Source organism: Streptomyces sp. RPA4-2, assembly GCF_012273515.2.
In the GTDB taxonomy this organism is placed as follows: Bacteria; Actinomycetota; Actinomycetes; order Streptomycetales; family Streptomycetaceae; genus Streptomyces; species Streptomyces kaempferi.
Genome location: NZ_CP050975.2, coordinates 7,488,964 through 7,515,139, shown reverse-complemented (window position 1 = coordinate 7,515,139; position 26,176 = coordinate 7,488,964). Strand labels below are relative to the sequence as shown.

22 protein-coding genes and 1 pseudogene are annotated in these 26,176 nt (G+C 72.4%); 14 read left to right on the top strand and 9 right to left on the bottom strand.

All coding sequences use genetic code 11. From position 1 onward, the window contains the following. The first annotated feature begins 114 nt into the window (after window positions 1–114). Together pcaB and pcaD are read left to right on the top strand one after the other, a co-directional pair. On the top strand, window positions 115–1,410 hold the full coding sequence (gene pcaB, locus HEP85_RS32830) for a 3-carboxy-cis,cis-muconate cycloisomerase (protein ID WP_168534251.1): 1,296 nt from the start codon (window positions 115–117) through the stop codon (window positions 1,408–1,410). Beyond that, window positions 1,407–2,618, top strand: a complete 1,212-nt coding sequence (gene pcaD, locus HEP85_RS32825; RefSeq protein ID WP_168531107.1) for a 3-oxoadipate enol-lactonase — start codon at window positions 1,407–1,409, stop codon at window positions 2,616–2,618. Before pcaB ends, pcaD begins: the two co-directional genes overlap by 4 nt. 149 nt (window positions 2,619–2,767) lie before the next feature. Here the strand turns inward: pcaD and HEP85_RS32820 are convergent, their stop codons facing one another. Then, the gene (locus HEP85_RS32820; protein ID WP_168531106.1) at window positions 2,768–5,449 is read right to left on the bottom strand and encodes an AAA family ATPase; all 2,682 of its coding nucleotides are present in this window, start codon (window positions 5,447–5,449) and stop codon (window positions 2,768–2,770) included. 433 nt (window positions 5,450–5,882) lie between these two features. Between HEP85_RS32820 and HEP85_RS32815 the strand changes: the two are divergent. Next, window positions 5,883–6,883, top strand: a pseudogene (locus HEP85_RS32815) (DUF2510 domain-containing protein). 161 nt (window positions 6,884–7,044) lie between these two features. Here HEP85_RS32815 and HEP85_RS32810 read toward each other — a convergent pair. Further along, window positions 7,045–7,659 (bottom strand): TetR/AcrR family transcriptional regulator, encoded by a 615-nt coding sequence (locus HEP85_RS32810; RefSeq protein WP_168531105.1) that lies wholly within the window; start codon window positions 7,657–7,659, stop codon window positions 7,045–7,047. A gap of 222 nt (window positions 7,660–7,881) precedes the next feature. Between HEP85_RS32810 and HEP85_RS32805 the strand changes: the two genes are divergently transcribed. Next, a complete protein-coding gene (locus HEP85_RS32805) occupies window positions 7,882–8,724 on the top strand; it encodes a phosphatase PAP2 family protein (RefSeq protein ID WP_168531104.1) in 843 nt (280 codons plus the stop codon). Next, window positions 8,721–9,701 carry a DMT family transporter gene (locus HEP85_RS32800; RefSeq protein WP_329291767.1) on the top strand — a complete coding sequence of 327 codons (981 nt, stop codon included), beginning with the start codon at window positions 8,721–8,723 and terminating at the stop codon, window positions 9,699–9,701. Before HEP85_RS32805 ends, HEP85_RS32800 begins: the two co-directional genes overlap by 4 nt. A 66-nt stretch (window positions 9,702–9,767) precedes the next feature. On the opposite strand, the gene HEP85_RS32795 is transcribed toward HEP85_RS32800, so the two are convergent. From HEP85_RS32795 to HEP85_RS32780, 4 genes are all read right to left on the bottom strand, one after another. Further along, window positions 9,768–10,613 carry a phospholipid scramblase-related protein gene (locus HEP85_RS32795; protein WP_168531103.1) on the bottom strand — a complete coding sequence of 282 codons (846 nt, stop codon included), beginning with the start codon at window positions 10,611–10,613 and terminating at the stop codon, window positions 9,768–9,770. Between the two features lie 52 nt (window positions 10,614–10,665). Beyond that, entirely contained in the window at window positions 10,666–12,717 is a 2,052-nt protein-coding gene (locus HEP85_RS32790; RefSeq protein ID WP_168531102.1) for a phosphocholine-specific phospholipase C, read from the bottom strand. A 165-nt stretch (window positions 12,718–12,882) separates the two neighbouring features. Next, on the bottom strand, window positions 12,883–13,809 hold the full coding sequence (locus tag HEP85_RS32785) for a hypothetical protein (RefSeq protein ID WP_329291764.1): 927 nt from the start codon (window positions 13,807–13,809) through the stop codon (window positions 12,883–12,885). Then, window positions 13,788–14,183 carry a hypothetical protein gene (locus tag HEP85_RS32780; protein ID WP_369657939.1) on the bottom strand — a complete coding sequence of 132 codons (396 nt, stop codon included), beginning with the start codon at window positions 14,181–14,183 and terminating at the stop codon, window positions 13,788–13,790. Before HEP85_RS32780 ends, HEP85_RS32785 begins: the two co-directional genes overlap by 22 nt. Window positions 14,184–14,337: 154 nt before the next feature. Here HEP85_RS32780 and HEP85_RS32775 point away from each other — a divergent pair, with 154 nt between their 5' ends. From HEP85_RS32775 to HEP85_RS32750, 6 genes are all read left to right on the top strand, one after another. Then, on the top strand, window positions 14,338–14,649 hold the full coding sequence (locus HEP85_RS32775) for a hypothetical protein (RefSeq protein ID WP_168531100.1): 312 nt from the start codon (window positions 14,338–14,340) through the stop codon (window positions 14,647–14,649). Beyond that, on the top strand, window positions 14,649–17,687 hold the full coding sequence (locus tag HEP85_RS32770; protein ID WP_369657938.1) for a CHAT domain-containing protein: 3,039 nt from the start codon (window positions 14,649–14,651) through the stop codon (window positions 17,685–17,687). The genes HEP85_RS32775 and HEP85_RS32770 overlap by 1 nt, the downstream gene beginning before the upstream one ends. Window positions 17,688–18,042: 355 nt before the next feature. Beyond that, window positions 18,043–18,246: a cold-shock protein gene (locus HEP85_RS32765; protein WP_030224351.1), complete on the top strand. Its 204-nt coding sequence runs from the start codon at window positions 18,043–18,045 to the stop codon at window positions 18,244–18,246. 361 nt (window positions 18,247–18,607) lie between these two features. Then, on the top strand, window positions 18,608–20,173 hold the full coding sequence (locus tag HEP85_RS32760) for a DEAD/DEAH box helicase (protein WP_329291758.1): 1,566 nt from the start codon (window positions 18,608–18,610) through the stop codon (window positions 20,171–20,173). A gap of 222 nt (window positions 20,174–20,395) precedes the next feature. Continuing rightward, on the top strand, window positions 20,396–20,644 hold the full coding sequence (locus tag HEP85_RS32755) for a hypothetical protein (protein WP_248002540.1): 249 nt from the start codon (window positions 20,396–20,398) through the stop codon (window positions 20,642–20,644). Window positions 20,645–20,703: 59 nt separating this feature from the next. After that, window positions 20,704–21,021, top strand: coding sequence for an SCO5918 family protein (locus tag HEP85_RS32750; RefSeq protein ID WP_168531098.1), 318 nt, complete (start codon window positions 20,704–20,706; stop codon window positions 21,019–21,021). A gap of 213 nt (window positions 21,022–21,234) precedes the next feature. Here the strand turns inward: HEP85_RS32750 and HEP85_RS32745 are convergent, their stop codons facing one another. Then, window positions 21,235–21,609: a hypothetical protein gene (locus HEP85_RS32745; RefSeq protein ID WP_168531097.1), complete on the bottom strand. Its 375-nt coding sequence runs from the start codon at window positions 21,607–21,609 to the stop codon at window positions 21,235–21,237. Window positions 21,610–22,093: 484 nt separating this feature from the next. Here HEP85_RS32745 and HEP85_RS32740 point away from each other — a divergent pair, with 484 nt between their 5' ends. The 3 genes from HEP85_RS32740 (at window position 22,094) to HEP85_RS32730 (ending at window position 24,128) form a co-directional block, all read left to right on the top strand. Beyond that, window positions 22,094–22,432, top strand: coding sequence for a MerR family transcriptional regulator (locus HEP85_RS32740; RefSeq protein WP_168531096.1), 339 nt, complete (start codon window positions 22,094–22,096; stop codon window positions 22,430–22,432). Between the two features lie 440 nt (window positions 22,433–22,872). After that, complete coding sequence (locus tag HEP85_RS32735; RefSeq protein ID WP_168531095.1) at window positions 22,873–23,697, top strand: LLM class F420-dependent oxidoreductase; 825 nt, start codon at window positions 22,873–22,875, stop codon at window positions 23,695–23,697. Next, window positions 23,697–24,128, top strand: a complete 432-nt coding sequence (locus HEP85_RS32730; protein WP_168531094.1) for a TIGR03668 family PPOX class F420-dependent oxidoreductase — start codon at window positions 23,697–23,699, stop codon at window positions 24,126–24,128. The genes HEP85_RS32735 and HEP85_RS32730 overlap by 1 nt, the downstream gene beginning before the upstream one ends. A gap of 77 nt (window positions 24,129–24,205) precedes the next feature. Here HEP85_RS32730 and HEP85_RS32725 read toward each other — a convergent pair whose 3' ends face one another. Further along, window positions 24,206–24,973 carry a crotonase/enoyl-CoA hydratase family protein gene (locus tag HEP85_RS32725; protein WP_168531093.1) on the bottom strand — a complete coding sequence of 256 codons (768 nt, stop codon included), beginning with the start codon at window positions 24,971–24,973 and terminating at the stop codon, window positions 24,206–24,208. 24 nt (window positions 24,974–24,997) lie between these two features. Continuing rightward, complete coding sequence (locus HEP85_RS32720) at window positions 24,998–26,167, bottom strand: CaiB/BaiF CoA-transferase family protein (RefSeq protein ID WP_168531092.1); 1,170 nt, start codon at window positions 26,165–26,167, stop codon at window positions 24,998–25,000. Window positions 26,168–26,176: the final 9 nt, after the last annotated feature.

The window sequence follows — 26,176 nt, the reverse complement described above, 5'->3', positions numbered from 1 at the left end:
GAACCGGCCGATCCCGCGGGCCCCGCCGATCTCACCGATCCCGCCGACCGGAACCCTCGTGAGGACTCCGGCGACCGGAGCGGTCACGGCGACTCCGACGACCCCGACGCCGGTCTGCTCGCCCCCGGACGGGCCGGCTCCCCCGCGTCGTCCTCGGCCTCGGACCGGGCGTTCCTACAGGCGCTGATCGACGCGGAGGCGGCGCTGACGCGTGCCTGGGCCGGACTCGCTCTGGCGCCGGGCGCGGCCGCGTCGGCCCTGTCCGCCGTCACCGCCGCGGACCTCGACGCGCGGTCGATCGCGCTGCGCGCCCGGGAGGGCGGCAACCCGGTGATCCCGCTGGTCGCGGATCTGACGGCGGCCGTGGGCGCCGAGTACGGCCCGTACGTCCACCGGGGCGCGACCAGCCAGGACATCATGGACACCGCGATGATGCTGGTGGCCCGGCGCACGCTGCGGCCGGTCCTGGAAGACCTCGAGCGCACCGCGCGGGCGCTGCGGGACCTCGCCGCCACCCACCGGGACACGGTGCTGCCCGGGCGGACGCTGACGCAGCACGCGGTGCCGACGACCTTCGGATTGAAGGCGGCGGGGTGGCGCGCGCTGGTCCTGGACGCGCGGGACCGGCTGGCGGCCCTGCGTCTTCCCGCCCAACTGGGCGGGGCAGCAGGGACCTTGGCCGCGTTCACCGCGTTCGGCGCCGACGACCCGCAGGTCCTGGTGGCCTCGTACGCTCGCGAACTCGGCCTCGCGGAACCGGCGTTGCCGTGGCACACCCTTCGTACCCCGATCGGTGACCTCGCCGGGGCACTGGCCCTGACGGCCGGAGCCCTCGGCAAGACGGCCGCCGACGTGCTCACCCTCTCCCGTACCGAGGTCGCCGAGGTCACCGAGGGGAGCGGCGGTGGTTCGTCCGCCATGCCGCACAAGGCCAATCCGGTGGCGGCCACGCTGATCGCCGCCGCCGCCCGGCGCGCACCGGGGCTCGCCGCCACGCTGTACGCGTCGATGACCGCCGAGGACGAGCGGCCGGCCGGTGCCTGGCACGCCGAGTGGGAGCCGTTGCGCGAGCTGCTGCGGCTGGTCGGCGGCGCAGCCCGTGGCGCGGCCGACCTGGCCGAGGGGCTGCGGGTGAACGCGGACGCCATGCGTGAACACCTCGGCCTCACCCATGGGTTGATCGTCTCCGAGCGGCTGGCCGTCGAGCTCGCCCCCGTGCTCGGACGGGCCCGCGCCAGGGAACTGCTGACCCGGGCCGCCGAACGGGCCGTCGCCGAGGACCGTCCCCTCGTGGACGTACTGGGCGAGGAGCCGCGGCTCAAGGACGTCGACCTGGTGGATCTCACCGACCCGACCCGCTACACGGGCTCCGCCGGAGTCCTCACCGACCGTGCTCTGGAGCGACGTTGAAGACCCAGCCCGAAGACAGGCTGCCGTACCACCGCGCCGAGGGGGCCGCCACCGCTCCCCCACTTCTTCTCGGCCCCTCGCTCGGCACCTCGACCGCCCTGTGGGACGAGGTCGCGCCCGAGTTGTCGCTCACCCACCGGGTGGTGCGCTGGGACCTGCCGGGGCACGGCGGTTCCCCCGCGAACCTGATCGGGCCAGGCGCGACCGTCGCCGACCTCGCCGCACTGGTCCTCGCCCTCGCCGACGCGCTCGGCGTCGACCGGTTCGCCTACGCGGGCGTCTCACTGGGCGGCGCGGTCGGTCTGCACCTCGCCGTGCACCACCCCGACCGGGTGGCCGCCCTCGCCGTCATCTGTTCCTCGGCCCACTTCAACGGCGCCGGGCCCTGGCAGGAGCGCGCGCGGACGGTACGCCGGGAGGGCCTGGCCGCGCTCGCGGAGAGCGCCAACTCCCGTTGGTTCACGGCCGGTTTCAGCGTTCCGCGGCTGATCGAGGACCAGCGGACCGCGGACCCGGAGGCGTACGCCGCCTGCTGTGACGCGCTCGCCGCCTTCGACCTGCGCGACCGCCTGTCGTCGATCACCGCGCCGACCCTGCTGGTCGCCGGCCGCGAGGACCCGGCGACGCCGCCCGCGCATCTGCGGGAGATCGCGGACGCGGTGCCCGGCGCCTCGCTCACCGAGATCGCGGGTGCCTCGCACCTGGCGCCCGCGGAGCGGCCGGAGGCCGTGACTGCCGCGCTGCGCGGGCACTTCGACGGGTATCCGGCACGCGGCATGGAGGTACGCCGCGAGGTTCTCGGCGACGCGCACGTGGACCGCGCGCAGGCCCGGCAGACCCCGTTCACCGCCCGCTTCCAGGACTTCATCTCACGCTACGCCTGGGGGGAGATCTGGACGGATCCGACCCTGTCGCGCCGCGAGCGCAGCCTGATCACGCTGACGGCGCTGGTGGCACACGGTCACCTCGACGAACTGGCGATGCACGTCCGGGCGGCGCGCCGCAATGGTCTGACCTCCGAACAGATCGGGGCCGTGCTGCTCCAGACAGCCGTCTACTGCGGTGTCCCGGCGGCCAATTCGGCGTTCGCGGTGGCCCAGCGGGTGCTCGACGAACTCGACGGGCCAGGTGCGACCGATGGCGAGGAACGTGACGCACGCGATGAACACGGCGAACGCGACGCGGCGGAGACCTCCGGGGACGCGTGAGCGATCCCCGCGGGCATGACACGCCTCGACCGCACCTGCCTCGCGACCACCCCTGACGCGCGGCCGGACGCCTGCCACCGCCGGCGGCCGGTCCGGTGAGCCCGGCGCCGGTGGCGTACGGGCCCCTCGGCAGGCGGCCGGCCCGAGGCCTACCGCAGTCCCCGCCCCGTCGCCAAAACCTCCTCCGCCTTCGCGATCAGTCCGTCAGCCCCGCACGAACGCGCCAGCGTCAGACCCTTGTTGAGCTCCGAGACCGAGCGCGCCGCGACGCCGTACTCGACACGGGCCGCCGCGTGTTCGTACTGGCAGGGCGAGGCCTCCAGATAGGCGACGGCCTGCGCCGCCAGACGCACCGCACGCTGGCCCGACTCGAGGGCCGCCGCGCAGCGCAGTGCCTCGCCGATGGCGGTGTCGGTGCCGAAGCGCTCGGCCCGGCGCCGGGCGTCGACGGCCAGCGCGGCGGCCCGTACCGGATCCTCCGAGGCGAGCGCGCGGGCGAGGTCGATCGACCAGGGCGCCATCACCGTGTTGTGGTGGCCCCGCACCGCGGAGGCCTTCTCGGCGGCCTCCAGTTCGTTGATGCCGTCCTTGACCCGGCCGACGGCGATCAGCAGCCGGCCGCGTACGGAGCGGGTGTCGGGCAGCACGATCGTGGTCGGGTACGGCGGTGCGAAACCGTACTGCTCGGCGATCGCCCAGGCTTCCCGGACGTCGCCGCGGGCAAGCAGTGTGTCGACGAGTCCGCAGGTCGCGGACCAGTACAGGGGCAGCCCGCGGCCGACCCGCTCGGCGATGCACAGCGACTCGCGCAGGGTGGTCTCGGCGTCCCTCAGACGGCCCCGCCTGCGGTGCGCGAGACCGACGAAGGCGTGTGCCAGGGAGAGATGGCCGCCGCTCCAGCCGGCGGTCGTGTACGAGCGCAGCGCCTCCGAGAAGAGGCTCTCGGCCCGGTCGAGCCGGTCCGCGTAGGCGTACGAACTGCCCAGCATCATGAGGAGTTCGAGGCCCCACTCGGTGTCGGTCCAGCCGAGTCCGGGTGCCAGGCGGCCGTTGACGAGGGCCCGGTCGCAGAGCTCCACGACCTCCTCGGCGTTCTCGCCCCGGGTCATCGCGTCGAAGCCGCGCAGTATGAGCAGGGCGCGCTCGGAGTTGTCGCGCCCGGTGCAGGTCCCGGCGAGTTCGGCGAGCCCCCGGGAGCGTCCCGGCACGTGGTCCTCGCCCGCGTGGATGCCCTCCCACATGTAGTGCACGGCCTGGAGCCGCATCCGGGCGGGGCCGGGGTCGAGCCGGGCGGCCTCCGCGTCGACGGTGCGCACGGCCTCGTCCAACTGGTTGTTGTGGACCAGTGCCTGGGAGAGGCGGAAGACGGCGTCCACCCGCAGGTCGCCCACCAGGCCGGGCCGGTCGAGCGCGGCGCGCAGATGGCCGATCGTGGTGGCGGGCGCGGTCAGGAGGGTGGCACAGCCCAGTTCGTAGAGCACGCGCGCGTGGACCTCGGGGAGCGGGGGCTCTCTCAGTGCGCGCTCCAGACAGCGGCGGGCCGCGTCGGGCGCGCCGACGGCCAGGTGTTCGCGGGCTGCCTCGCGCATCTGCTCGACGAGCTCGGGGTCGTCGTCCGGGTGCACTTCGAGGAGGTGGCGGGAGGCGGCCGCGGCGCCGCGGCCCGACTCGGTGACCGCCCAGGCGGCCTGGCCGTGCATCGCGGTGCGTAACGCGTCGGGGATCGAGCGGTAGACGGCGCTGGCGATCAGTGGGTGCACGAACTCCAGCTCACTGCCGGTCAGTTGGCTGCTCGTGGGTTCGACGTCGGTGAGGATGCGGGCCGCGCCGAGCAGGTCGGCGCAGCGCTCGGCCTCGTCGAGCGGCATTCCGGCGAGCTGGGCGGCGAGGTCGAGGGAGATGCCCGTGCCGAGTATCGCGGCCGCCCAGGCGAAGCGGGTGGCGTCGATGCCGAGCCCTTCGAGGCGGGCGACGAGTCCGCGGCCACGCGCCGAGCGGTTCAGGGCGCGCAGTTCGGCGGCCGACGCCTCGACCGGTTCCAGCTCGGTGTCCTGCACCTTGGCGAGGAGTTCGACGGTCTCGTAGGGGTTGCCGCCGGTGACCGCCCACACCTCGCGGCAGAACGGGGCGTCCGCGTGGCCGCCGAGCGTGGCGCGGGTCAGTCCCGCGGTGGCGTCGGGGGTCAGCGCGCTGAGGGTGACGATCGGGCGGGCCGCGGCGGCGACGGCGTCGAGGTGGCGGGCCCGCTCGCCGGTGACCTCGCCGGGGCGGCGGGCGACCACGACGAGGACGGGCAGGTCGTCGAGGCGCTCGGCGAACGCGGCCAGCCAGCGCAGGGTCTCCAGGTCGGCCCAGTGCGCGTCGTCGACCATCAGGACGAGCGGCCACTCGCGCTTGGCCAGCCGCCGCACGGCCGCGACCAGTCCGTCGCACACGCCCTGCGGGTCGGCCTGGCGGTCACCCGGCTCGGCGATGCCGAGAGCGGGGCCGGCGATGTCGTACCAGTCACCCAGGTATTCGCGGGCCTCCTCCGGCATCAGCGAGACGATGGCCGGCTGGAGGAGCTGCCGTATGACGTTGAAGGGGACGGAGGTGACGGTCTCGCCGCCGCGGGCCGACCAGACCGTGCAGCCCTTGGCCTCGGCCGTCCTGCGGGCCTCCGCGAGCAGGGCGGTCTTGCCGATGCCCGCCTCGCCGCCGAACACCAGCAGACTGCCCGAGGACGAGGCGTCCGCGCGCAGTGCGTCCACGGCCTGTGCGACGTCCGCGATCTCCGTCTCGCGCTCCCAGAGGAAGGCGGAGGCCGCCGGTCCCGGCCGCGCCTGCGTCATACCGCTACCTCCCCAGGCCGCACGGACGACGTACAGACATCGAGCCTAGCCGTCCCCGAGCCGATACGGAGGGGGGTCCGGGCGCCTGTTGCCGAGACGGGTGACGGCGCGCGCCGGAAGGCGGCGCGACAGGACGCCGAGCGGGGGCGGGGAGGTCCCGGACGGTCGGCGGCTGTCAGCGTGCCGTCCGCCCTCCCGTCGGCGGAATCGGTACGGACCCGAGGGAAATCCCATACGAAGCACGGGAGTTGAGAGGGCGCGAGTGGCCGGCCCGACGCACGGGACGTCGTACGGCGCGATCGGCGCGGCGGACCCACAGCCGCCGCACGGTGCCGCACGCCGGCGCGTCCCGGGCGGGGGTTCCGGTCTCCGCGGACGGTGGGACCGGTACCCTCTCATCCGCCTTTCACCCAGGGCTCATACGGTGGGGTCCATGACGCAGGTGACTCCCCCCGGCTGGTATCCCGACCCCGGGCAGACAAGTGACAGTCCCGCCACCGAGCGCTGGTGGGACGGCAGGGCATGGACGGAGCAGACCCGCCCCCTCGGGTCAGGCGCCTGGGGTCCCCGGGACAGCCGCCCGCCGCCGGACCGTACCCGGTCCCACCCCCCGGGCCACGGCGGAGCTGGCTGCGCACCGGCATCGCCGTCGCCGCCGCGTTCGCGGTCCTCGTGGGCATCGGGGGTGGTGTGTACGCCCTCACCAAGAGCGACGGCAACGGCGGGAACAGCGCCGGCGCCCAGGGACCCGACGGGCGGAACGGCCAGGGCGGATTCGGCGGCGGACAGGGCGGCGGCTCGGGCGGGCCGGAGGGCGGACCGGGCGGCGCACCCGGCGGCTCGGGCGGCTCCCAGGGGCAGACCCCTGCGCCGGGCCGGTCAGGGGTTCCGCAGACCGAGGACGGCTACGCCACGGACGCGTACAGCGGCATCAGTATTCCGGTGCCCGACAACTGGACCGGCCAGAGCGGCATGGGGAGCGCGGTGCTGTCGACCAAGGACACCTACAAGTGTCCCGGCGACACCGCGCAGAAGTGTCAGCGGGGCGGCGCCTACTCGGCGCCCGCGCAGTACCAGGGCATCAAGTCGACCACGGCGGAGGCGGCGGCCAAGGAGGACATCTCCAAGAACGCCCAGGAGTCCTACGGCAAGGGGTACGGCAAGATCACGTCACACACGGAACTCGCCTCCCGGGCGGTCACCGTGGCCGGCGAGAAGGGCTATCTCGTCCGCTGGAAGGTCGTCACCAGCAAGGGCGACGACGGCTACGTCGAATCGCTCGTCCTCCCCTCCCCCGCCGACCCCAAGTCGCTGGTCGTCGTCCGCTTCGGCGTCGACGCCGGTTCCAAGGGCCCTCGGCAGTCCGTGATCGACGACATCACCAAGGGCATCAAGCCGGCGGCCGGAGTGGGCGGCAACGGGCAGAACGCCTGACCGCGGCGCCCGCGCCCGCCCCCGGACACAGTTCGGCCGGGTGGAGCACCTCTCCGCTCAAGAGGAGCCCCACCCGGCCGGGGGGTGCGCGCCGCCCCCGTCCCCACGGTGCGGCGCGAGCAGGCCGACGTCCGGTCATCCCGCGGACGGCGGCCTGGGTCTCAGGTCAGGCCCAGTGCCGGAATCACCACGGCCTCCACGAACTGTGTGAGATACGCCGCATCCGCGTACTCACCCTCAAGAACCGGGCGCACTCGCACCACACCGAACAGCTGCGCCGGGATGAACTCCAGCGCCGGGTGGTCCGCGGGGATCTCGCCCCGGGCCACCCCGCGGGCGATGATCTCCTTGACGGCGCTGATCTCCGGCTCGATGAGGGCCTCGCGCAGGGCCTCCCGCAGTTCCTTGTCCTGCAGCACGGCGTGGCCGAGTGCCTGGAGCAGCTGGGTGTCGCGGCCCGACCAGTCCCCGGCGGCCCGTGCCATCGCGCGCAGATCGCCGGCGAGCGAGCCCGTGTCGATTCCCGAGAACCGCGGACACTGGTTGGCGCGCAGCGCGGCGGCCACGAACTGGGGCTTCGTCTTCCACTGCCGGTACAGCGTGGATTTGCTGCAGCGTGTGCTCGCCGCCACGCCCTCCATGGAGAACGCGTCGTATCCGCACGTTCGGATCTGTTCGAGCACGGCGTCGTAGAACTCCTGCTCACGCTCGGGCGTGATCTTGGAGCGGCGCGAGGCGATGACCGACTCCGGTCCCTCCGCGGCCTGCGACGTCATGGGTCTTCTCCTCGCTCGTGCGGGTGGTCCGTTTCACAGAGTCTAATCGATACGCCAGTGTACCGGAACGCATTGGTATCGGTACACTGGCGTATCGGTACACTGTCGTATCGATGAGCCTTGGTCAGGATCCACCCCTCCGTCGAACAGACGCCGAGTGGAGCCTGTCCTGGGCTCACCGCGCACCACCTCACATAAGAACGTCAGCAAAGGGGCCGGGGGATGGATTCCCGAACCGAGCCTGCAGAACCGGAGCCCGCCGCGGCCGTACGGCGGCCGTCGCGGCGCGACACCGCCGCGCGGCCACCGCTCGTCCGTGAACTCCTGCTCGTCACAGGACTCTTCGTCGTCTACAAGGTCGGCCGGCAACTGGCCACCGGACACACGGCCGAGGCCTTCCGCAACGCCGGACACGTCTGGGACTGGGAACGGACCCTGCACCTGCCGGGCGAGGGCGCCGTACAGGGCGCGCTGCTGCACAGCGACACCCTGGTGCACATCGCGAACGCCTACTACGCGACCGTCCACTTCCCGGTCACGGCGGCCTTCCTGGTCTGGATGTACCTGCGCCGCCCGGTCCACTACGTGTGGGCGCGCCGGGTCCTGGCCGTGATCACCTCCGCCGCCCTGGTGCTGCATCTCACCTTCCCGCTCGCGCCGCCCCGGCTGCTCGCCGCCGCGGGCCTGGTGGACACCGGCCAGGTGTACGGGCCCACGGTGTACGGAGCGCACCCGGCCACCGACCAGATGGCGAACCAGTTCGCGGCGATGCCCTCACTGCACTTCGGCTGGGCGCTGATGGTGGCGATCGGCCTGATCGCCGCGACCCGCTCCCGCCTGCGCTGGCTGTGGCTGCTGCACCCGCTGATCACCCTGGTGGTGATCGTCGGCACCGCGAACCACTACTGGCTCGACTCCATAGCTGCGGCCGCGCTGCTCGGGGTCGCCCTGGCCGTGATCCACCTTCCGCACCGGACCGAGACGACGGCCGGGCGCGCGCAGGAGCGCGCCACCGCGGGAGACATCAAGGAGTCCGTACCGGAGCTCGTGGGGGCAGGACGATGAACGCCACTCTCGCCGCCGTCGTACTGTCCCTGTTCTCGGCCGTCGCCTATGCCGCCGCGGCCGTGGCACAGGAACGGCTCGCCTCCCGGACCACCGAACCGGGCGTCCTGAGCATGCTCGGCAACACCGCGTGGTGGTGGTCGGTCGCGCTGAACGCGTCCGCCGCGCTGCTGCACGTCGCCGCCCTCAAATACGGGACGCTCACGCTGGTGCAGCCGCTCGGCGCGCTCACGCTGGTGGCCGCGGTGCCGCTCGGCGCGCGGGTGGCCGGGCGTCGGGTCAGCGCGGTCGAGTGGCGCGGTACCGCGCTCACCCTGGTCGGGCTGTCCGCACTGCTGGTCACGGCGTCCGGGCCGGCGCCCGACGACGTGCTGAGCGTGCCGCAGGCGCTGGCCGTGGCCGCCGCCACCTCCATGGCGATCGGCGTCCTGTCGCGACCCGGCACCCGGCCGGGGCTGCGGCACGCGACCGCCTCCGGGTTCGCCTCGGGTGTCGCATCGGCGCTCACCCAGACGGTGACGGTGGCCGTGACCGACCGGTCAGGACCGATCCTCAGCGTCCAGGTCATCGTGGTGGCGCTGCTCGTCGCGGCCTTCGCGACCGCCGGACTGCTCCTGTCGCAGACCGCCTACCGGGGTGGACTCGGCGCTCCTCTGGCCGTCGTGACACTCGCCAATCCGGTCGCCGCCGCGGCGATAGGCCTCTCCCTGCTCGGGGAGCAGCTCCAGGGAGGCCCTGCGGGCCTGCTGCTCGCGGCGTTCGGCGCGGGAGTGGCGGCCTGGGGCGTGGTGACGCTGTCGCGCTCGGCGCCGGAGCCCGTTCCCACCGCCGCGCCCGAGCCCTTCGAGGACGACGAGCACCCGGTCGCCGCGGTGCTGGCGCTGGAGGCCGAGGCCGCCAAGTACGCGCCCTCGTTGATCCCGAACCAGCCGGACCCAGGGAAACGGACGAACCCGGGGCATCTGACGCCCCTGTGAGAAGGACACGACGAGGAAGGGCGGCCGCGGAGAGATCCGCGGCCGCCCTTCCTCGTACGCGCCAGGTCAGCCGAGCCCGCGGGAGTCCTGCTTGAGCGCGGTGTCCACGGTCAGCGCCGTCGCGATGACGAGGCTGAGCAGCGGCTCGGGAAGCTGGTAGTGGATCTGCAGGACGTAGTTGTCCGCCGTGGTGAACATCGTCTTGGCGAGGCCTTCCCAGGTCTTGGTGATCCGGGCGACCTCGTTGCCGCTGTGGTCGACGATGGCGAAGTTCCAGGCGCGCCAGTTCTCCGCCTTGATGGCGCCGACCTGCTGGCCGTTGACGTTGATCGCGAAGTTGATCTTCCCGATCATGTTCTGCTGCACGATCTCGCCGACCGGCTGCCCGTCCGGACGCTCCACGATCACCCGCGACTTGATGAACTTCGCGGGACGCGTGAGCCGCAGCACCGGCTGCCCGTGGGCGTCACGGATCTCCAGCTTGTGCGTCATGTACTGGTCGACGCTGGAGACGAAGCGAAGCGCCTTCTTCAGCCCGCTCTGACCGACCTCGACGACCGCGCCGAGCTGGTTGCCCTGCTGGTCCATGACCTTGTACTCGTTGGTCAGCTCGATCAGCTTCGCCTTCTGGTTCACCACCAGGACGGGCTCGGTGAACAGGGTGCCGCCACCGGCACCGCCGGACGCGACTCCGGCCTGCTGGTGCACCTGCTTCTGCACGCGGGGGTCGGGGGCCGCCGCCGGCTGTCCGTACGGCTGCTGTGCCTGCTGCGGAACCTGCTGTCCGGCCGGGGCCTGCTGGTCCGCATTCGTGTGCTCGGTCCACTGCGAGCCGTCCCAGTACCGGAGCGTCTGGGACGCTCCGTGCGGATCCGGGTACCAACCTGCAGGAGTGTTCGAATGCGTGGTCACCGGGGCACACTACCTCGCATCGGCCGGAAATTGTCCCCTGTCCCGACAGCCATCAGCCGGTGACGATGGCGGGGTCGCTCACACCCGGACGGCCGTTCTCGACATGTCCGGCAAACCGCCGTGAGAAGCCCGTGTGCGCGGCGGATTCGACGGTCAGGTCGTACCAGCGCTGGCTCGCCCGCAGATCCACCCGGTGCCGCACCGTCGCGCCCGGCCGCACCTTGAACGAACGGGGCCGCCTTCCGTAGCCGTCGGTGAGCTTCAGATCGACCGTGCCCGCACCCCTGTTGGTGAAGGTCAGCTCCACGTCCGCGCCGACGTGGCGCGCGGTGACCTCGGGTCCCGCGGCCTTGCCGGGGCCCTTGAAGACACGCAGGAAGCCGTTCGGACCGTGCACCGTCAGGTCGTACGAGCCGTTCGAGTACGCCGAGTTCCAGGTGTCCGACACCGTCTTTCCCGCCTCGGCGGTGTACGTCCAGGGGCCGTCGGTGCGGTTGCCGGAGGTGACGAGGAAAGCGGCACCGGCCTTGGCACCGGAGCCGAAGGTGAGCGTGAACTTCCCGGCCGCCGGATCCGCCGAACCGTCCACCAGGGGCGCGTACTTGAGCGGGCGGGCCGGGCGCGAGCCACGCTCCTGCCTGGGCAGTACGGGGTGGGCGGGCGGCGTCGGCACATAGTCGGGGTGACGGTCGTGGTCCGGCGGCAGATAGCCGTCGGTGTCCGGCAGCGCGACCGGCTTGGTGTCCTTGCGGGAGAAGTCGAAGGCGGCGGTGAGGTCGCCGCTGATCGCGCGGCGCCAGGGCGAGATGTTGGGCTCGTGCACGCCGAAGCGACGCTCCATGAACCGGATGATCGACGTGTGGTCGAGCGTCTCGGAACAGACGTATCCGCCCTTGCTCCAGGGCGAGACGACCAGCATCGGCACCCGCTGGCCCAGTCCGTAGGGCCCGGCGGCGTGGCCGGCGTCGCCCTTGTACAGGTCCGGGCCGACGTCGACCGTCGACCTGCCCTGCGCGGCGGACTGTGGCGGGAAGGGCGGCACCAGGTGGTCGAAGAAGCCGTCGTTCTCGTCGTATGTGATGAACAGGGCCGTCTTCGCCCACACCTTGGGGTCGGAGGTGAGCGCGTCCAGTACCTGCGAGATGTACCAGGCACCGTAGTTCGCGGGCCAGTTGGGGTGCTCGGTGAACGCCTCGGGTGCGACGACCCAGGAGACCTCGGGCAGCTTCCCGCCCTTCACGTCCGCCTTGAGCTGGTCGAAGAAGCCCTCGCCCTTGCGGGCGTCGGTGCCGGTACGCGCCTTGTCGTAGAGCGGGTCGCCGGGCTTGGCGTCGCGGTACTGGTTGAAGTACAGCAGCGAGTTGTCGCCGTAGTTGCCCCGGTAGGCGTCCGGGATCCAGCCCCAGGAGCCGTTCGCGTCAAGGCCGTCGCCGACGTCCTGGTAGATCTTCCACGACACCCCGGCCGCTTCCAGCCGCTCCGGGTACGTCGTCCAGTCGTACCCAGCCTCGTCGTTGCCGAGGACCGGGCCGCCGCCCTTGCCGTCGTTGCCCGTGTACCCCGTCCACATGTAGTAGCGGTTGGGGTCGGTGGAGCCGATGAACGAGCAGTGGTAGGCGTCACAGATGGTGAACGCGTCGGCGAGCGCGTAGTGGAACGGGATGTCCTCACGCGTCAGGTACGCCATCGTCGTCGACGACTTGGCGGGCACCCACTTGTCGTACCTGCCTTGGTTGAAGGCGGTGTGGCCGTCGCTCCAGCCGTGCGGCAGGTCCTGGATGAACTGCAGGCCCAGGTCGTCGGCGTCGGGCCGGAAGGGGAGCACGTCCTTGGTGCCGTCCGACTGGTGCCAGACCGACTTGCCGTTCGGCTGGGTGACCGGACGCGGGTCCCCGAACCCCCGGACACCTCTCAGCGACCCGAAGTAGTGGTCGAAGGACCGGTTCTCCTGCATCAGCACGACGATGTGCTCGACGTCGTCGATCGTGCCGGACGCGTGATGCGCGGGCAGCGCGGCAGCACGCTCGATGCTGTTCGACAGCGCGGTGAACGCCGCCGTGCCACCGGCGAGTTGGAGGAATCGGCGTCGGTTCGCTTGAGGCATGGCTGGGTGACCTCTTGTCCTGACGTGGTGCGTTGGATGAGACCTGCGCGAGGGGAGTGTTCCAAGAGGAACGAACGCCGGGGAAGACCCCGTGGCGCTCGTGTGGCCGACAGGAGTCCGTGATGCGAACAGCGGCGCCCCGGCCTCCCGCGCCGGAGCCGAGCCTCAGACGCCCTTGCGCAGGATGGCGGTGATCTCCGAACCGGCCTCCCGGTCCAGCCGGTCCGGGCAGGACACACCCAGCGCGAGGGCCAGTTCACGGCCGTGCAGATCGACCGCGGACTCCACCAGCTCGGCGAACGCGTCCATGGCGGCCCGCCCCCGGCGCAGGCCGACGGCCGCCAGGCCCACCGCGATCAGCGCGGCCGGCCACCACCAGACGGCGACCACCAGGTAGGGCCCGCTCCAGGCGGCCAGCCGGACGGCCGCGTCGTAGACGTCACGCGCGCCGCGCAGTTCGGTGCGGGTGTCGCCGGACAGGACGAGCCAGAGCCGGGACCACGCCGAGTCCAGGTCGAGCCGGTACGCCCGGTGGATCCGCAGGTCCAGCGCGCGCACCCGGTCGCCGATCCAGCACGGGTGGACGGGCTCCTCCAGGGAGATCCGGTTACGGGCCGCCGCGTGGCGCGCCAGGTCGGCGGTGGTACCGGGGTCGAGCGGCGCCCCCAGCTCGACGGCGCGCGCCTCCACCCGGGCGTAGGCGTCCTCGGCCGCCCGCCACCTCCGCCGCCTGCGCTCGGCCAGCAGACGCCCCGGCATCCTCGCGGGCCCCGGCCAGTCCCCCGTCCAGCACCGCTCCACCACACCGCCCAGGGCCTGGGCGGCGAGACCCAGTCCGGCCGAGGCGACCACCGTCGCGGAGGCCGCCAGCACCACCCCTCCGGTCGACCGGCTCGCCGGGTGCCCGGCCAGCTCGTCGAGCGCCCGGGTGACCCGCCCGACGTCGTACCAGTGCGCCTGACCGAGCAGCCGCCCGGCCCCGGCGACCGCCAGGAACAACAGGCCCGAGGGCACCAGGTGGGTGAGCCAGCGCGCGGCGAGGTTCTTGCCCAGTTCGGCGAGGACGGCGTTCACGAGACCCTGCGCCGGCACAGCGGCTCGCCGTACAACCGGCAGACGGGCGGCACCGGTTGGTTGCGGGCCGGGCTCCGCCGGTCGCACCGCTCGCGCGGACAGACGTACGCCTCCACCACGGGGTGTCCCTCGACGGCCGCCGGGAGCCCGCCGATCCCCGCGCCCCGGAAGTCTCGCAGGCCGGCCGCCACCCCGCTGCGGCGCAGCAGCCCGTGCAGCTCCGCCTGCGGGCCCGCCGGATCGCCGCCGCCCCGCAACGACGCGAGGATCTCCTCCAACTCCGGCCCGTGGGCGGCGGGAACGACGTCCCGGATCTCGTCCAGCCGGGCGCAGACGTCGGACCGCATCGCCATGGCCCTCCCGCTCCCGTCACCGCTGCCGGTGTCACCCATCCGCGCAACCTCCCTGCACGACAACCGAGTTGCGAGGATACTGGGCGCTCACCGACGATCACGGGGGGTGATGCCGATGTTCTGGCGTCGACGCGCACGAGGACGCGGGGCGGAGCAGGGCGGATCGGGCGGAGCGCGGTTCACCTTCCGCGCGATGCCGTCGGAGGCCGAGCTGCGCCGGGCGGCCGAGACCGGATCCCCACAGGCCCTGAACCAGTACGGCGTCAAGTTACGGATCGACGGACGCCTCGAGGAGGCCGTCGAAGTACTCACCCCGGCGGCGGAGGCCGGCCATCAGGACGCCACGGCCAACCTGGCCCTGACCCTGCTCTCGCTCGGGCGGGGCGAGGAGGCCGCCGCGTGGTTCGAGCGGAACGGTCCGATGGGCGAGGCGATGGCCCGGCGCATCCGGGAGCGGAGTGACGAGGACGACGCTCCGGGATCCCCGGGCCGGCCCGCACGCTGATGGCCACCCCGTACGACCTGTTCGGCACGCCCGGGTACGAGCAGTTGCTGGCCGTCCTCGGGGGTGCCGAGGAAGCGCTCGCCCGCTACGAGCGCGCCGGCCGCCTCTCCGATCTGGAACGCGCCCTGGTGCTCTTCGACGCGCTGCTGACGAGGGCAGAGAACATCGACCTGCGCAGCGCCGCCATGAACGGCGTCGGGATGGTGCTCTGGTCCCGCTACGAGCGGTTCGGGGAGCCGGACGACCTGGACGGAGCCATCACCCTGTTCCGTGAGGCCCTGGCCCCCTACGGAGCGGAAGTCACCGTCACCACGCCGTCCTACTGGACGAACCTGTCCGGCGCGTTGCGGCTGCGCTGGCTGCGCACCCGCGACGCACGGGACCTGGGCGCCTCCGTCGACGCCGTCAGGACGGCCCTGGTCTCGACGCCGTCCCGGGGCCCGTCGCGCTCCAACCGTCTCAACAGCCTGGGCGACGCACTGCTCAGCCTCTTCCAGCTGCACGGTGATTCCAGCGCGCTCGCCGAGGCCGTGACCAGCTTCCGGGAGGCGGTGGCCTGTACCGAACCGGGAAGGGACGAGGGTGTCTGGGCCCGCTCCAGCCTCGCCGAGGCCCTCCGCCATCATCACCGCTGGTCCCCCGACGGCGCCCCGGAGGCGCTCGACGAAGCCGCGGCGCTGGCACGGGAGGTGCTCGCCGGAGTCTCCCGGCGCCACCGGCTGTATCCGCGGTTCCTGTCGAACCTCGCCCTGGTCCTGACCGACCGGCACACGGCCCGTTCGGACCCCGCCGACCTGCGCGAGGCCGCCCGTGCCGCCCGGCGTGCGGTCGCCGCCACCCCGGCCGGACATCCCAACCTCGTGCAGCGCAACGCGGTACTGGCGACCGTGCGCCGCCTGGAACTCGTCCGCGCCGGCCGCCGGGCCACCGGCCTCGACATCACGGACCCCGGCGGTTCCGGTACGGCCGGGCGCCTCGATGCCGGCGGGACGCCGGCGGGCGCCGGGGCCCGTGGCCGTCCGGCGCGACGCGAGCGACGGGCCCTGCGCGCGTGGATCCGGGCCACCGGTCAGGCGTACGCCGCCACCCCCGAAGGGCATGCGCTGCGCGGACTCGCCCTGCTCCACCACGGATCGGCCCTGGCCACGAAGGCGATGACCGACGACGACGCACGGGCCCGGGACGCGGCGATCGCGCTGTACCGGCGGGCCGCGCGCGATCCGGCCATGGACGTGAGCGTCCGGGTGGGCTGTGCGCGGCTGTGGGCGCTGAGTGTCCTCGACGGCGGCGGGGGTTCACCGGCGTACGGACGGGCCGCGGCGATGGAACCGTACCGGCTCGCGGTCGAGCTGCTGCCGCGTACGGCCTCGTACCGTGTCGGACGCATGGACCGCGCACGCCAGTTGGGCGACTTCGCGGGTCTCGCCTGCGACGCGGCCGCGTGTGCGCTGGATCTCGCCGACGCCCGGCCGCCCGGCACGGCAGCAGCCCACACAGGAGCGGCCCGCGCGAAACCGGCCGCGGCAAAACCGGAAGCGGTCGGCGCGACGGCAGCCGGCGCGGAACCGGATGCGGCCCGCGCGGAAGCCTCTGGTGCCGAGTTGGCCCTGCGGCTCCTCGAGCAGGGCCGCGGCGTGCTGCTCGGACAGGCGCTCGACGCCCGCACGGAGACCTCGGAGCTGCTGAACCGGGTGCCCGGCGAACTCGCCTCCGAGTGGCGGCGGTTGCTCCCGCAGCTCGACCGTCCCGAGGCCGCCGTCTTCACCTCGTCGGAGCCGGGAGGGGCGAACGACCCCACGGCGGAGGACCCGTTGACGGGCGAGGACCGGCATGCCCTCGCCGAGCGATGGGAGCGGCTCGTGGAGGCGATCCGGCGGGTGCCGGGCTGCGAGGACTTCCTGCGGCTCCCCCGCACGGAGGAGATGCTCGCCGGGATCGGGGACACGGGCCCGGTCGTCGTCGTCAACGTCAGCCCGCTGCGCTGCGACGCGCTCGTCCTGCACCGGGGGCGCGTGCGGCCCGTACGGCTGGAGGGGCTGCGTCACGCGGAGGCGGAACGGCGGGCGGACGCCTTCCTCGCCGCGATCCGGGCGACCGGCGACCACACCCTGCCCCTGTCCGCGCAGCGGGACGCGCAGGCAGAGGTCCGGGAGACGCTCGGATGGCTGTGGACCGCCCTGGCCGAACCGGTTCTGGACGCGCTCGCCGGCTGGGGATGGCCCGGGGAGGATTCCGCGGGAGGACCGGGCCGCCTGTGGTGGGTTCCCACGGGCCCGCTCACCGCACTGCCCCTGCACGCGGCCGGCCGGCACGAGGAGGACGGGGACAGTCTGCTCGACCGCGCGGTCTGCTCCTACGCCCCGACCGTCAACGGTCTCGTGCGCGCCCGGCGGCGCGAGGCCGAACGCCCGGCCCCGGTCCGGGCCGAGCCCACCGCCCCGCTGATCGTCGCCGTCGCCGAGGCGCCGGGCTCCGGTTCCCCGGCGCTGGAAGGCGTACGGGAGGAGGCGACTCGGCTGGCCCGACGTCCGGGCGCCCGTCTGCTCCTGGCCGAGGACGCGGTGCGGCGGTCCGTGCTGGACGCGCTCCCCCGCCACGCGTGGGCGCACTTCGCGTGTCACGCCGTCGGCGCGCTCTCCGGAGCGGCGGCCGGTCACGTGGTGCTGCACGACCACGCGACGGCTCCGCTCACCCTCTCCGACATCGCCCGGCTCCGGCTCCCCGAAGCGGAACTGGCCTATCTCTCCGCGTGCGAGACCACGAGCGGGCGCAGGGAGTTCGCCGACGAGGCGCTGCACATCACCGGAGCGTTCCACATGGCCGGGTTCACCCATGTCGTCGGAACCCTGTGGGCGGTCGCGGACGACACCTCATGGGAGGTGAGCGAGCGGTTCTACGCGGCCTTCGACCCCTCCCACCCCTTCCCCGGGCACACGGCACACGCGCTGCGCGAGGCGGTGCGCGAGATCCGCGAGAACGTCGAGGGGGTCCGGGAGAACCCCAGTCTGTGGGCTCCCTACATCCACGTCGGGCCGTAGTCACCGCACATGCGGCCGCGGTCGCCCCGCGTCCGGGGCCCTGGGCCCGGCGCGGGGACGCCGTCCGGCGCACAATATCTGTGACCGCGAAGTGAGAAATGAATATGACGCACAAGGAAGATTCCTCGCCCGACAGGCGGAGCAGAGTTATCCACCGCACATGATCGATCGCACCGTGCTACTGTCGATGTCAGTTGCAGTTGTGGTTCCCTAAAACTTGCGAGTGCCCTCACCGTCTTTCATGCCGGTGGAGCTCCTTTTTATCTCCGGATTCATTATTCCGGCGGGGTGATCATCACGGCGACGCGGAGTCCGCACACCGCGCATTCCGAACACCGCCCCGAAGGAGATCTACATGGCCACCGGTACCGTGAAGTGGTTCAACGCGGAAAAGGGCTTCGGCTTCATCGAGCAGGACGGCGGCGGCGCCGACGTCTTCGCCCACTACTCGAACATCGCCGCCCAGGGCTTCCGTGAGCTCCAGGAAGGCCAGAAGGTGTCCTTCGACATCGCTCAGGGCCAGAAGGGCCCGACGGCCGAGAACATCGTTCCGGCCTGACGCCTCACGTACTTCGCAGCTGGGGCCCGCACCATGGGGTGCGGGCCCCGGCTCGCGCCGTTTTCGGGCACGGTCCCTCCGCCGGACCGCGGCGTTCTCACCCGCGGCATGACGCAGAGGATTCACCCCCCGACCCACGGGAATGCCCCGTCGACACTCCGGGTGCGGATATCCGCCCTCTTCATGGAGTGCCCGGGCCCCGCCACCGGAACCGCGCCATTTCACTGAGCGAAGTTTCCCGTGAGCATTCCCCGGCGGAACCGCATCGGTTCCGCACTGTCCCGGCTCGTTCTTGCGATTCTCTGCGCTGCTCTTTGCTGCGGGAATTCCTTGATACGCGCCGCATCAAGGAAGGTTCCGCATGAACCGCACGCGCACGAACGACCGCTACTCCCGTACCCGCACCGGAGGTTCGGGCTCCGGGAGGGGCGGCAGCCGCTTCGGGTCCTCGGCCGCCGGCCGCTCCGGAGGTCCGCGACGCTCCGAGGGCCAGGGCCGCCGACAGAGCTCCCCGCAGGGCGAGTTCGCACCTCCGGCGACGATCACCCCCGCGTTGCCCGCCGTCGAGGCCTTCGCCGATCTCGCCATGCCCGCCCCGCTGTTGGAGGCGCTCGGGCACGAAGGCGTCACCGTACCCTTCCCGATCCAGGCGGCCACCCTGCCGAACTCGCTCGCCGGCCGTGACGTGCTCGGCCGCGGTCGTACCGGTTCGGGCAAGACCCTCGCCTTCGGCCTCGCCCTGCTGGCCCGTACCGCCGGCCGGCGCGCCGAGCCGCGGCAGCCGCTGGCCCTCGTCCTCGTGCCCACCCGCGAACTCGCCCAGCAGGTCACCGACGCGCTCACCCCGTACGCCCGCGCGGTCAGGCTGCGACTGGCCACCGTGGTCGGCGGGATGTCGATCGGCAGGCAGGCGGGCGCGCTGCGCGGCGGGGCGGAGGTCGTCGTCGCCACGCCGGGACGGCTCAAGGACCTCATCGACCGTGGTGACTGCCGCCTCGACCAGGTCGACATCACCGTCCTCGACGAAGCCGACCAGATGACCGACATGGGCTTCATGCCGCAGGTCACCGCGCTGCTCGACCAAGTACGCCCCGGGGGCCAGCGGATGCTGTTCTCCGCCACCCTGGACCGCAACGTCGACCTGCTGGTCCGCCGCTATCTCACCGACCCCGTGGTCCACTCCGTGGACCCGTCCGCGGGCGCGGTCACCACCATGGAGCACCACGTACTCCATGTGCACGGCGCGGACAAGCAGCGGACGACGACCGAGATCGCGGCTCGTGAGGGCCGGGTGATCATGTTCCTGGACACCAAGCACGCCGTGGACCGGCTGACCGAGCATCTGCTCCAGAGCGGCGTCCGCGCCGCGGCCCTGCACGGGGGCAAGTCGCAGCCGCAGCGCACCCGGACCCTGGACCGGTTCAAGACCGGGCACGTGACGGTCCTGGTCGCGACCAACGTCGCGGCACGCGGGATCCACGTCGACAACCTCGACCTGGTCGTGAACGTCGACCCGCCCAGCGACCCGAAGGACTACCTGCACCGGGGCGGGCGCACCGCGCGCGCCGGCGAGTCCGGCAGTGTCGTCACCCTGGTGACGCCCCAGCAGCGTCGCGACATGAGCCGGCTGATGGCGGCGGCCGGCATCACTCCTCGGACCACCCAAGTACGTTCCGGCGAGGAGGAGTTGAGCCGCATCACGGGCGCTCAGGCTCCCTCGGGCGTACCGGTCGTCATCACCGCGCCGGTCGCGGAACGCGCCCGCCGCGGTCCCGCCTCCCGGAGTTCCTCCGCGTCCCGCGGCTCGTCCTCCCGGGGCTCCGGCTCGTCCCGGGGCCGGCGTGGCGGCGCCGGACAGGGGCGGCCCGCCGGCGAGGCGGCGCGCCGTACGGCACGGCGGCCGTCGGCCCTCGACTCCGCGGCCTGAGGCCTCGCCAGGCGTCGCGGGGCAGGCGGGACTCTCGCGACACGCCCTGATACCGCGGCACCGGCACCGGCACCGGCGGCGTCGCACTTCGTGACGGGACAGCTCACCCCACTTCGCAGGAGGCACCCTTTGACACTGGCACTGGCCTTGACACTGACGACGGTTCGGACGCGGCAACGCCCGGCGGACACCGCCGCCACCGCCCCGGCTCCGAGCGACGCCATGGACGTATCCGGACCGCGGGTCGGCGACGACATGACCGTCGAGGTCGCCCTGTCCGTCATGGCCAGTGCCCGTGTCGGGTACCTGCTCCTGTGCGACGAGGACGAGCAGTGCACGGGCGCGATCACCCGGGCCCAGCTCACCGCCGTCCGCGACAGCTCCGCCTACACGGACCGGATCCGGGTACGGGACGTCCTCGGCGCCGGCGAGCACGACCGCGTCCCGGGTGTTCTCGCCCTCGTCCGCTGATCCGTCCCACCCGGCCGGACCCACTTCCTCCTCTCCCCCCTGTTCCCCTGTGAGGCATCATGCGCTGCGTCATCGCCAGGTTCCCGTTCGACCTCTCCAAGAGCGGGGTGCTGGCCTCGATGAAGGGCGTCAAGCCCGAGCCGATCACCGGTGAGTCCGTCCTGATCGGTCGTCGCCACTACCCCGTCAAGCAGGTGGGCGAGGTCATCACCCGTCAGGACCGCCGCGACTTCACCAGCGGGGAGGTCACCCGGGCCATGACCCGCCTCGGCTTCACCTGCCAGGGCGGCCACGAGCCCGTACAGCCCACCCGTGTCCTCACGCCGCTGCAGAACGCGTCGGCACTGCTCGGCAGCCCGGCCCCGCTGGGACTCTGAGGAGTCGAGGACCTGGCGCCGCGGCACCAGGAGGACGTGCGGACTCCGCGACCGCGCGGACCGACGGAGGCATCTGACGCAAGCGACGGACGGTAGCCGCCGCCAGGACGACGACGAGGGCCCGGCCGACACATGTCGGCCGGGCCCTCGTCGTGCGCCACCGTCCGGGCGACAACTACCGGCTGCGCGGGGACGATCCGACGACGCGGTGTCTCACTGGTCGAAGTAGCTGAAGTCGCCCACGGTCCAGGCGCTGACGTCCTTGATCGCGACACGGTACATTCCGCCCGTCTCGGGGATCCCGACGTTCCCCTGCAGGATCCGGGCGAGGTGGAAGTGCAGATGCGTGGGCGGCTCGCCACGATCCGCCCGGCCCTCCGCCCGTCGCGCGGTGAAGACGTCGGAGAACGGTCCGAGGCGGTCGGAGTCCTTCAGGACCTCCGAGACACGCTCCCGCCACACGGCTTCGGGAGCCAGCCGGCCTGTGATGACGGCTCCGCCGGCGACCACGGTCAGCGACATCTGATTGCTTTGCCCGGACTCCACCATGGCGGAGATGTCCACGAGCAGCTCGTCAGGGTTCGACATGAAAGCCGATTCTATGGGCGTCGCCGGCCGATCGGACGCGAACGCGATCCTGGTGACCTGCGGACCCCAAGATACCTGCGACACGCCGACGCCAAAATCTACCTTTGCCAGAGTAGACATTGGTCGGCAGCATGGCTAAGGTTTCTCATGTAGACATGACCGCCACGTGGACGGCCCGCAACCGAAGGGGCCGTATGCGGTACCGAAGCGACACGCGGTGGATGCAGAGGAAGAACGGAGGAACGGACGCCATCAGGATCGCCCGGCCCGAGCACCACACGGCCGGGTACCGCACGACCCCGGAACGGAAGGTGGTCCCCGGTTACGCATCCTCGAACCCCGCACTCCCGCCCCTCCCTGGGGCCGGATAGCGGAAACAGACGGTCGGCGCAGCAGTAGAGCCGACAGATGGTGTTGAATTTCCTTCGGGGCCCTGGTGCCGTACGGCATCGGGGCCCCTCGACGCGTTGCTCAACGAGGTGAAATGACAGCAGATACTCCGCTCAGTGGCCGTCTGGACGACGACGACTACCCCGCGTACACGATGGGACGGGCCGCCGAGATGCTCGGCACCACCCCCGGCTTCCTCCGAGCCATCGGCGAGGCCCGGCTGATCACTCCGCTCCGCTCGGAGGGCGGACACCGGCGCTACTCCCGCTACCAACTGCGGATCGCCGCGCGCGCCCGCGAGCTCGTGGACAAGGGCACCCCGGTCGAGGCCGCGTGCCGCATCATCATTCTTGAGGACCAGCTCGAGGAAGCGCAGCGCATCAACGCCGAGTACCGCCGCTCCACGGACAAGGGGACCGAGAAGGCGGGCTGAGTACACCGAGGCGGTGCTGCCGCCCGAACGAGCGATCGCGCACCGCCGACGTCACGCGTCTGTTCGCCGTACCCCGGAAGGGGCACAGCCATGAGCGTGGTCGTGAAGGGCGGTCGCCTCCGCGGCGAGGGCTCCATGAGGCTTCAGCCGAACGATCGTCCTCATGGGCAAAAAGGTGAGGCCCGGGGACACAGTTCCCTTCACCACCACATAGGTGAAAACCACATGGGCCCCTCAGACATTCCCGCGTCGGCTCCCCCGCGGGCTTCGGCGGTCACGCGCGGTCGGAGCAAGGTCCGGCGCGCCACCCGCCCGCCGCCCGCCCCCCTCGCCGACAATGAGCGGCAGCCCGTGCCACCGGCGGCATCCGGGTCCGGGCGCCACGACCGGGCCGGGGCCATCCACCGGGCACCAGCGGGAACCAGCGACGAAGGAGCCGCGTGAAATTCGGGATCTCCACCTTCATCACCGATCTGAGCACCCGGCCGGCGCCCCTCGGGCGCGCCATCGAAGAGCGCGGGTTCGACTCGCTGTTCATCGCCGAGCACAGCCACATCCCGGTCGACCGCCGCTCTCCCTACCCCCCGGGCGGGGAACTTCCCGACATCTACTACCGCACGCTCGACCCGTTCGTGGCGCTGACCGCCGCGGCCACCGTCACCGAACGACTCCTGCTGGGCACCGGCATCGCCCTGGTCTCGCAGCGCGACCCGATCCACACCGCCAAGGAAGTCGCCTCGCTCGACCTGGTCTCCGACGGCCGGGCCGTCTTCGGTGTCGGCGTCGGGTGGAACCGCGAGGAGATGGCCAACCACGGCACCGACCCCGCCACCCGGGGCAAGCTCGTCAACGAGCGGCTGCGCGCCATCCTCGAACTGTGGACCAAGGAGAAGGCCGAGTTCCACGGAGAGTTCGTCGACTTCGACCCCGTCTACTCCTGGCCCAAGCCGGTGCAAAAGCCGCACCCGCCCCTCTTCGTCGGCGGTGGCAGAGGCGCCTTCCCCCGGGTCGCCGAACTCGGCGACGTCTGGCTCGCCAACGGCGTCCCGCCCGAGGTGCTGGCCCCACAGATCGAGGAGGTGCGGGCCATGGCCGGGCGCGCCGTCCCGGTGACGGTCTACGGTGTGCCCGCCACCCCCGAGGCGGTCGAGGGCTACGCACAACTGGACGTGGAGCGCGTGCTGTTCTACCTGCCGTCCGATCCCGAACCGGCGACCCTCGCACACCTGGACCAGTTCGCCGAGGTCGCCGCCCGTTTCCGCTGATGCCCGTCCTGACCGCGTCCGAGGCGCGCGAACGGTTCGCGGCGTCCCGGGTCGCCCGCCTGGCCACCGTCGGCGCCGACGGCCGCCCGCACCTGGTGCCGGTGGTCTTCGTGGTCACCGGGGACACGGTGGCCATGGCCGTCGACCACAAGCCCAAGCGGTCGGCCCACCTCAAACGGCTCTCCAACATCCTCGCCAACCCCGCCGTCTCGCTCCTCGCCGACCACTACCAGGAGGACTGGGACCAGCTCTGGTGGACCCGCGCCGACGGCCGCGCCCAGGTCCTCCCACCGGCCGGCCGGTCCGCCGACGCGGCCCGCTACACGGAACTGCTCACCGAGAAGTACCCGCTCCAGTACACCGGCCGTCCCCCGGCGGGCGAGGTGGTGGAAGTGCTCGTCACCCGGTGGACGGGGTGGCGGGCGAGCTGAATCACCCCGGGTTCGGGTGCCTCGACACCGTCCGCGCCCGCCTGTCCCCCCACGGGCCGCCGTCGTCGGTCCTCACGTCACTTCCCTGTCCACCGCGGGGCGCGGCGCTCGGCGAAGGCGGTCATGCCCTCGCGTGCGTCGGCCGAGGCCGTCAAGATGCCAAGTTCCTTGCGCTTAACGGCGAAGAGGTCAGCCTCCGGCACACCGTCGGCGGCCCGTACGAGGTTCTTCACCGCGGCGAGTGCGAGCGGGGCGTTGCGTGCGAGCTGCTCGGCGAGCCCGAGGGCGACGGCCACCGCTTCGCCGGGCGCGGTGACCCGGTTGGCCAGGCCCAGCCGCTCGGCGCGGGCACCACTGACCGGCTCTCCGGTGAGCAGGACCTCCAGCGCCAGGTGGTAGGGGACGCGCTCGGGCAGTCGGGTCAGGCGGCCTCCGGCGGTGATCGGACCGCGCTCGACGTCGGGCAGGCCGAACGTCGCGTCCTCGGCTGCGACGATCAGGTCGCAGGCCAGGGCGAGTTCGAGTCCGCCGCCCAGCGCGAACCCCTCCACCGCGGCGATCAGTGGCTTCGTACGGTCGGCCTCGGCCAGGCCGCCGAACCCGCGGCCCGGGATCGTCGGTGACTCGCCGTTCAGTGCGGCCTTGAGGTCCGTGCCGGCGCTGAAGGTGCCCTTCGCTCCGGTCAGGACACCGGCGCGCAGTTCGGTGTCGGCCTCCAGCTCGTCCAGCGCGGCGGCCAGGGCGGCGGCGACCGCGGCGTTCACCGAGTTGCGTGCCTGGGGGCGGTCGATGGTGACCAGCAGGGTCGAACAGACCCGCTGCACGCGCACGCCGTTGCTGCTCATGGCTTCTCCTACAGGATTCTGCGCTCAGCGGGAGGCAGCCCGCGGCACGAGCTCGGCGAGGACCTCCGCGGTGTCCTGGCCGGGCACCGGGGCCAGGCGTCGGATCGAGCCGGGGGTGGCGGAGAACCTCACCGGGATCCCGATCGTGCGGAGCGGGCCTTCGGTGGGGTGCGCGAACGTTTCGAGGAGGTGGCCGTCGCGGACGTAGGGGTCCTCGTGCGCGTGCTCCAGCTCCAGCACCGGGCTCATCGGGATGCTGTGCTTCGCGCACACCTCGGCCCACTCGGCCGTGGTCAGCGCCGGGGTGCACTCGCCTACCAGGGCGAACAGGTCGTCGGCGTCGGCCGTGTCGAGGGTGGGGCCGTTGACGCGTGGGTCCGCGGCCAGGTCGGGGCGGCCGGCGGCGGCGAAGAAGTCACGGTAGTTGTGGGGGGTGTACGGGAGCACGGCGGCCAGTCCGTCCTTGGTACGCCGCGCCCTGTGCTGTCCGGACAGCGACCGCGGGTAGCCCGTGGGGCCCGTCGCCGCCTCGAACGTGTGGCCGGCGAGATGCTCGACCAGGTTGAACGCGATCAGCGTGTCGGTCATCGGGATCTCTATCTGCTGGCCGTGCCCGGTCCTGTCCCGGTGCACCAGGGCGGCCAGCACGCTGTAGACGATGGTCAGGCCGGAGATCTTGTCGGCGAGGATGCTGGGCAGATAGCGCGGCGTGCCCAGCGCGCGGTCGGCGATGTCGACGAGCCCGGAGGCGGCCTGCACGGTCTCGTCGTAGGCGGCGGCGTCGGCCCGGTCGGAGTCGCCGCGGAACCCCGCGGCGTGTGCGTACACGAGGCCCGGGTCGGCGGTGGCGAGGTCTTCGTAGGTCAGATGCAGCCGGGCGAGCGCGCGCGGACGCATGTTGGTGATCAGCACATCGGCGGTATGGATGAGCTCGAGGGCCCGCGCGTGCTCGGCCTCGTCCTTCAGGTCGAGGGACACGCTGCGCTTGTTGCGGTTCACGTTGAGGTGCAGCGGAGTCATGCCGGGCGTATTGCGGTACTGGCCCACGCGCAGGGAGTCGGCGGGGGACTCGATCTTGATGACATCGGCGCCCAGATCTCCGAGGATCTGGGCCGCGTACGGGCCCATGACCACGGTCGAGAGGTCGATGACCCGTACGCCGTCGAGCGGCCCGGAACTGTGTGTGTCCGCCATTGTCGCGTC

Coding starts and splice junctions, on each gene's coding strand:
- HEP85_RS32820 (WP_168531106.1), bottom strand. CDS start 5,449: ATGACGCAGGCGCGGCCGGGACCGGCGGCCTCCGCCTTCCTCTGGGAG.
- HEP85_RS32810 (WP_168531105.1), bottom strand. CDS start 7,659: ATGACGTCGCAGGCCGCGGAGGGACCGGAGTCGGTCATCGCCTCGCGC.
- HEP85_RS32805 (WP_168531104.1), top strand. CDS start 7,882: ATGGATTCCCGAACCGAGCCTGCAGAACCGGAGCCCGCCGCGGCCGTA.
- HEP85_RS32800 (WP_329291767.1), top strand. CDS start 8,721: ATGAACGCCACTCTCGCCGCCGTCGTACTGTCCCTGTTCTCGGCCGTC.
- HEP85_RS32790 (WP_168531102.1), bottom strand. CDS start 12,717: ATGCCTCAAGCGAACCGACGCCGATTCCTCCAACTCGCCGGTGGCACG.
- HEP85_RS32780 (WP_369657939.1), bottom strand. CDS start 14,183: ATGGGTGACACCGGCAGCGGTGACGGGAGCGGGAGGGCCATGGCGATG.
- HEP85_RS32775 (WP_168531100.1), top strand. CDS start 14,338: ATGCCGTCGGAGGCCGAGCTGCGCCGGGCGGCCGAGACCGGATCCCCA.
- HEP85_RS32770 (WP_369657938.1), top strand. CDS start 14,649: ATGGCCACCCCGTACGACCTGTTCGGCACGCCCGGGTACGAGCAGTTG.
- HEP85_RS32765 (WP_030224351.1), top strand. CDS start 18,043: ATGGCCACCGGTACCGTGAAGTGGTTCAACGCGGAAAAGGGCTTCGGC.
- HEP85_RS32760 (WP_329291758.1), top strand. CDS start 18,608: ATGAACCGCACGCGCACGAACGACCGCTACTCCCGTACCCGCACCGGA.
- HEP85_RS32755 (WP_248002540.1), top strand. CDS start 20,396: ATGGACGTATCCGGACCGCGGGTCGGCGACGACATGACCGTCGAGGTC.
- HEP85_RS32750 (WP_168531098.1), top strand. CDS start 20,704: ATGCGCTGCGTCATCGCCAGGTTCCCGTTCGACCTCTCCAAGAGCGGG.
- HEP85_RS32745 (WP_168531097.1), bottom strand. CDS start 21,609: ATGTCGAACCCTGACGAGCTGCTCGTGGACATCTCCGCCATGGTGGAG.
- HEP85_RS32740 (WP_168531096.1), top strand. CDS start 22,094: ATGACAGCAGATACTCCGCTCAGTGGCCGTCTGGACGACGACGACTAC.
- HEP85_RS32730 (WP_168531094.1), top strand. CDS start 23,697: ATGCCCGTCCTGACCGCGTCCGAGGCGCGCGAACGGTTCGCGGCGTCC.
- HEP85_RS32725 (WP_168531093.1), bottom strand. CDS start 24,973: ATGAGCAGCAACGGCGTGCGCGTGCAGCGGGTCTGTTCGACCCTGCTG.
- HEP85_RS32720 (WP_168531092.1), bottom strand. CDS start 26,167: ATGGCGGACACACACAGTTCCGGGCCGCTCGACGGCGTACGGGTCATC.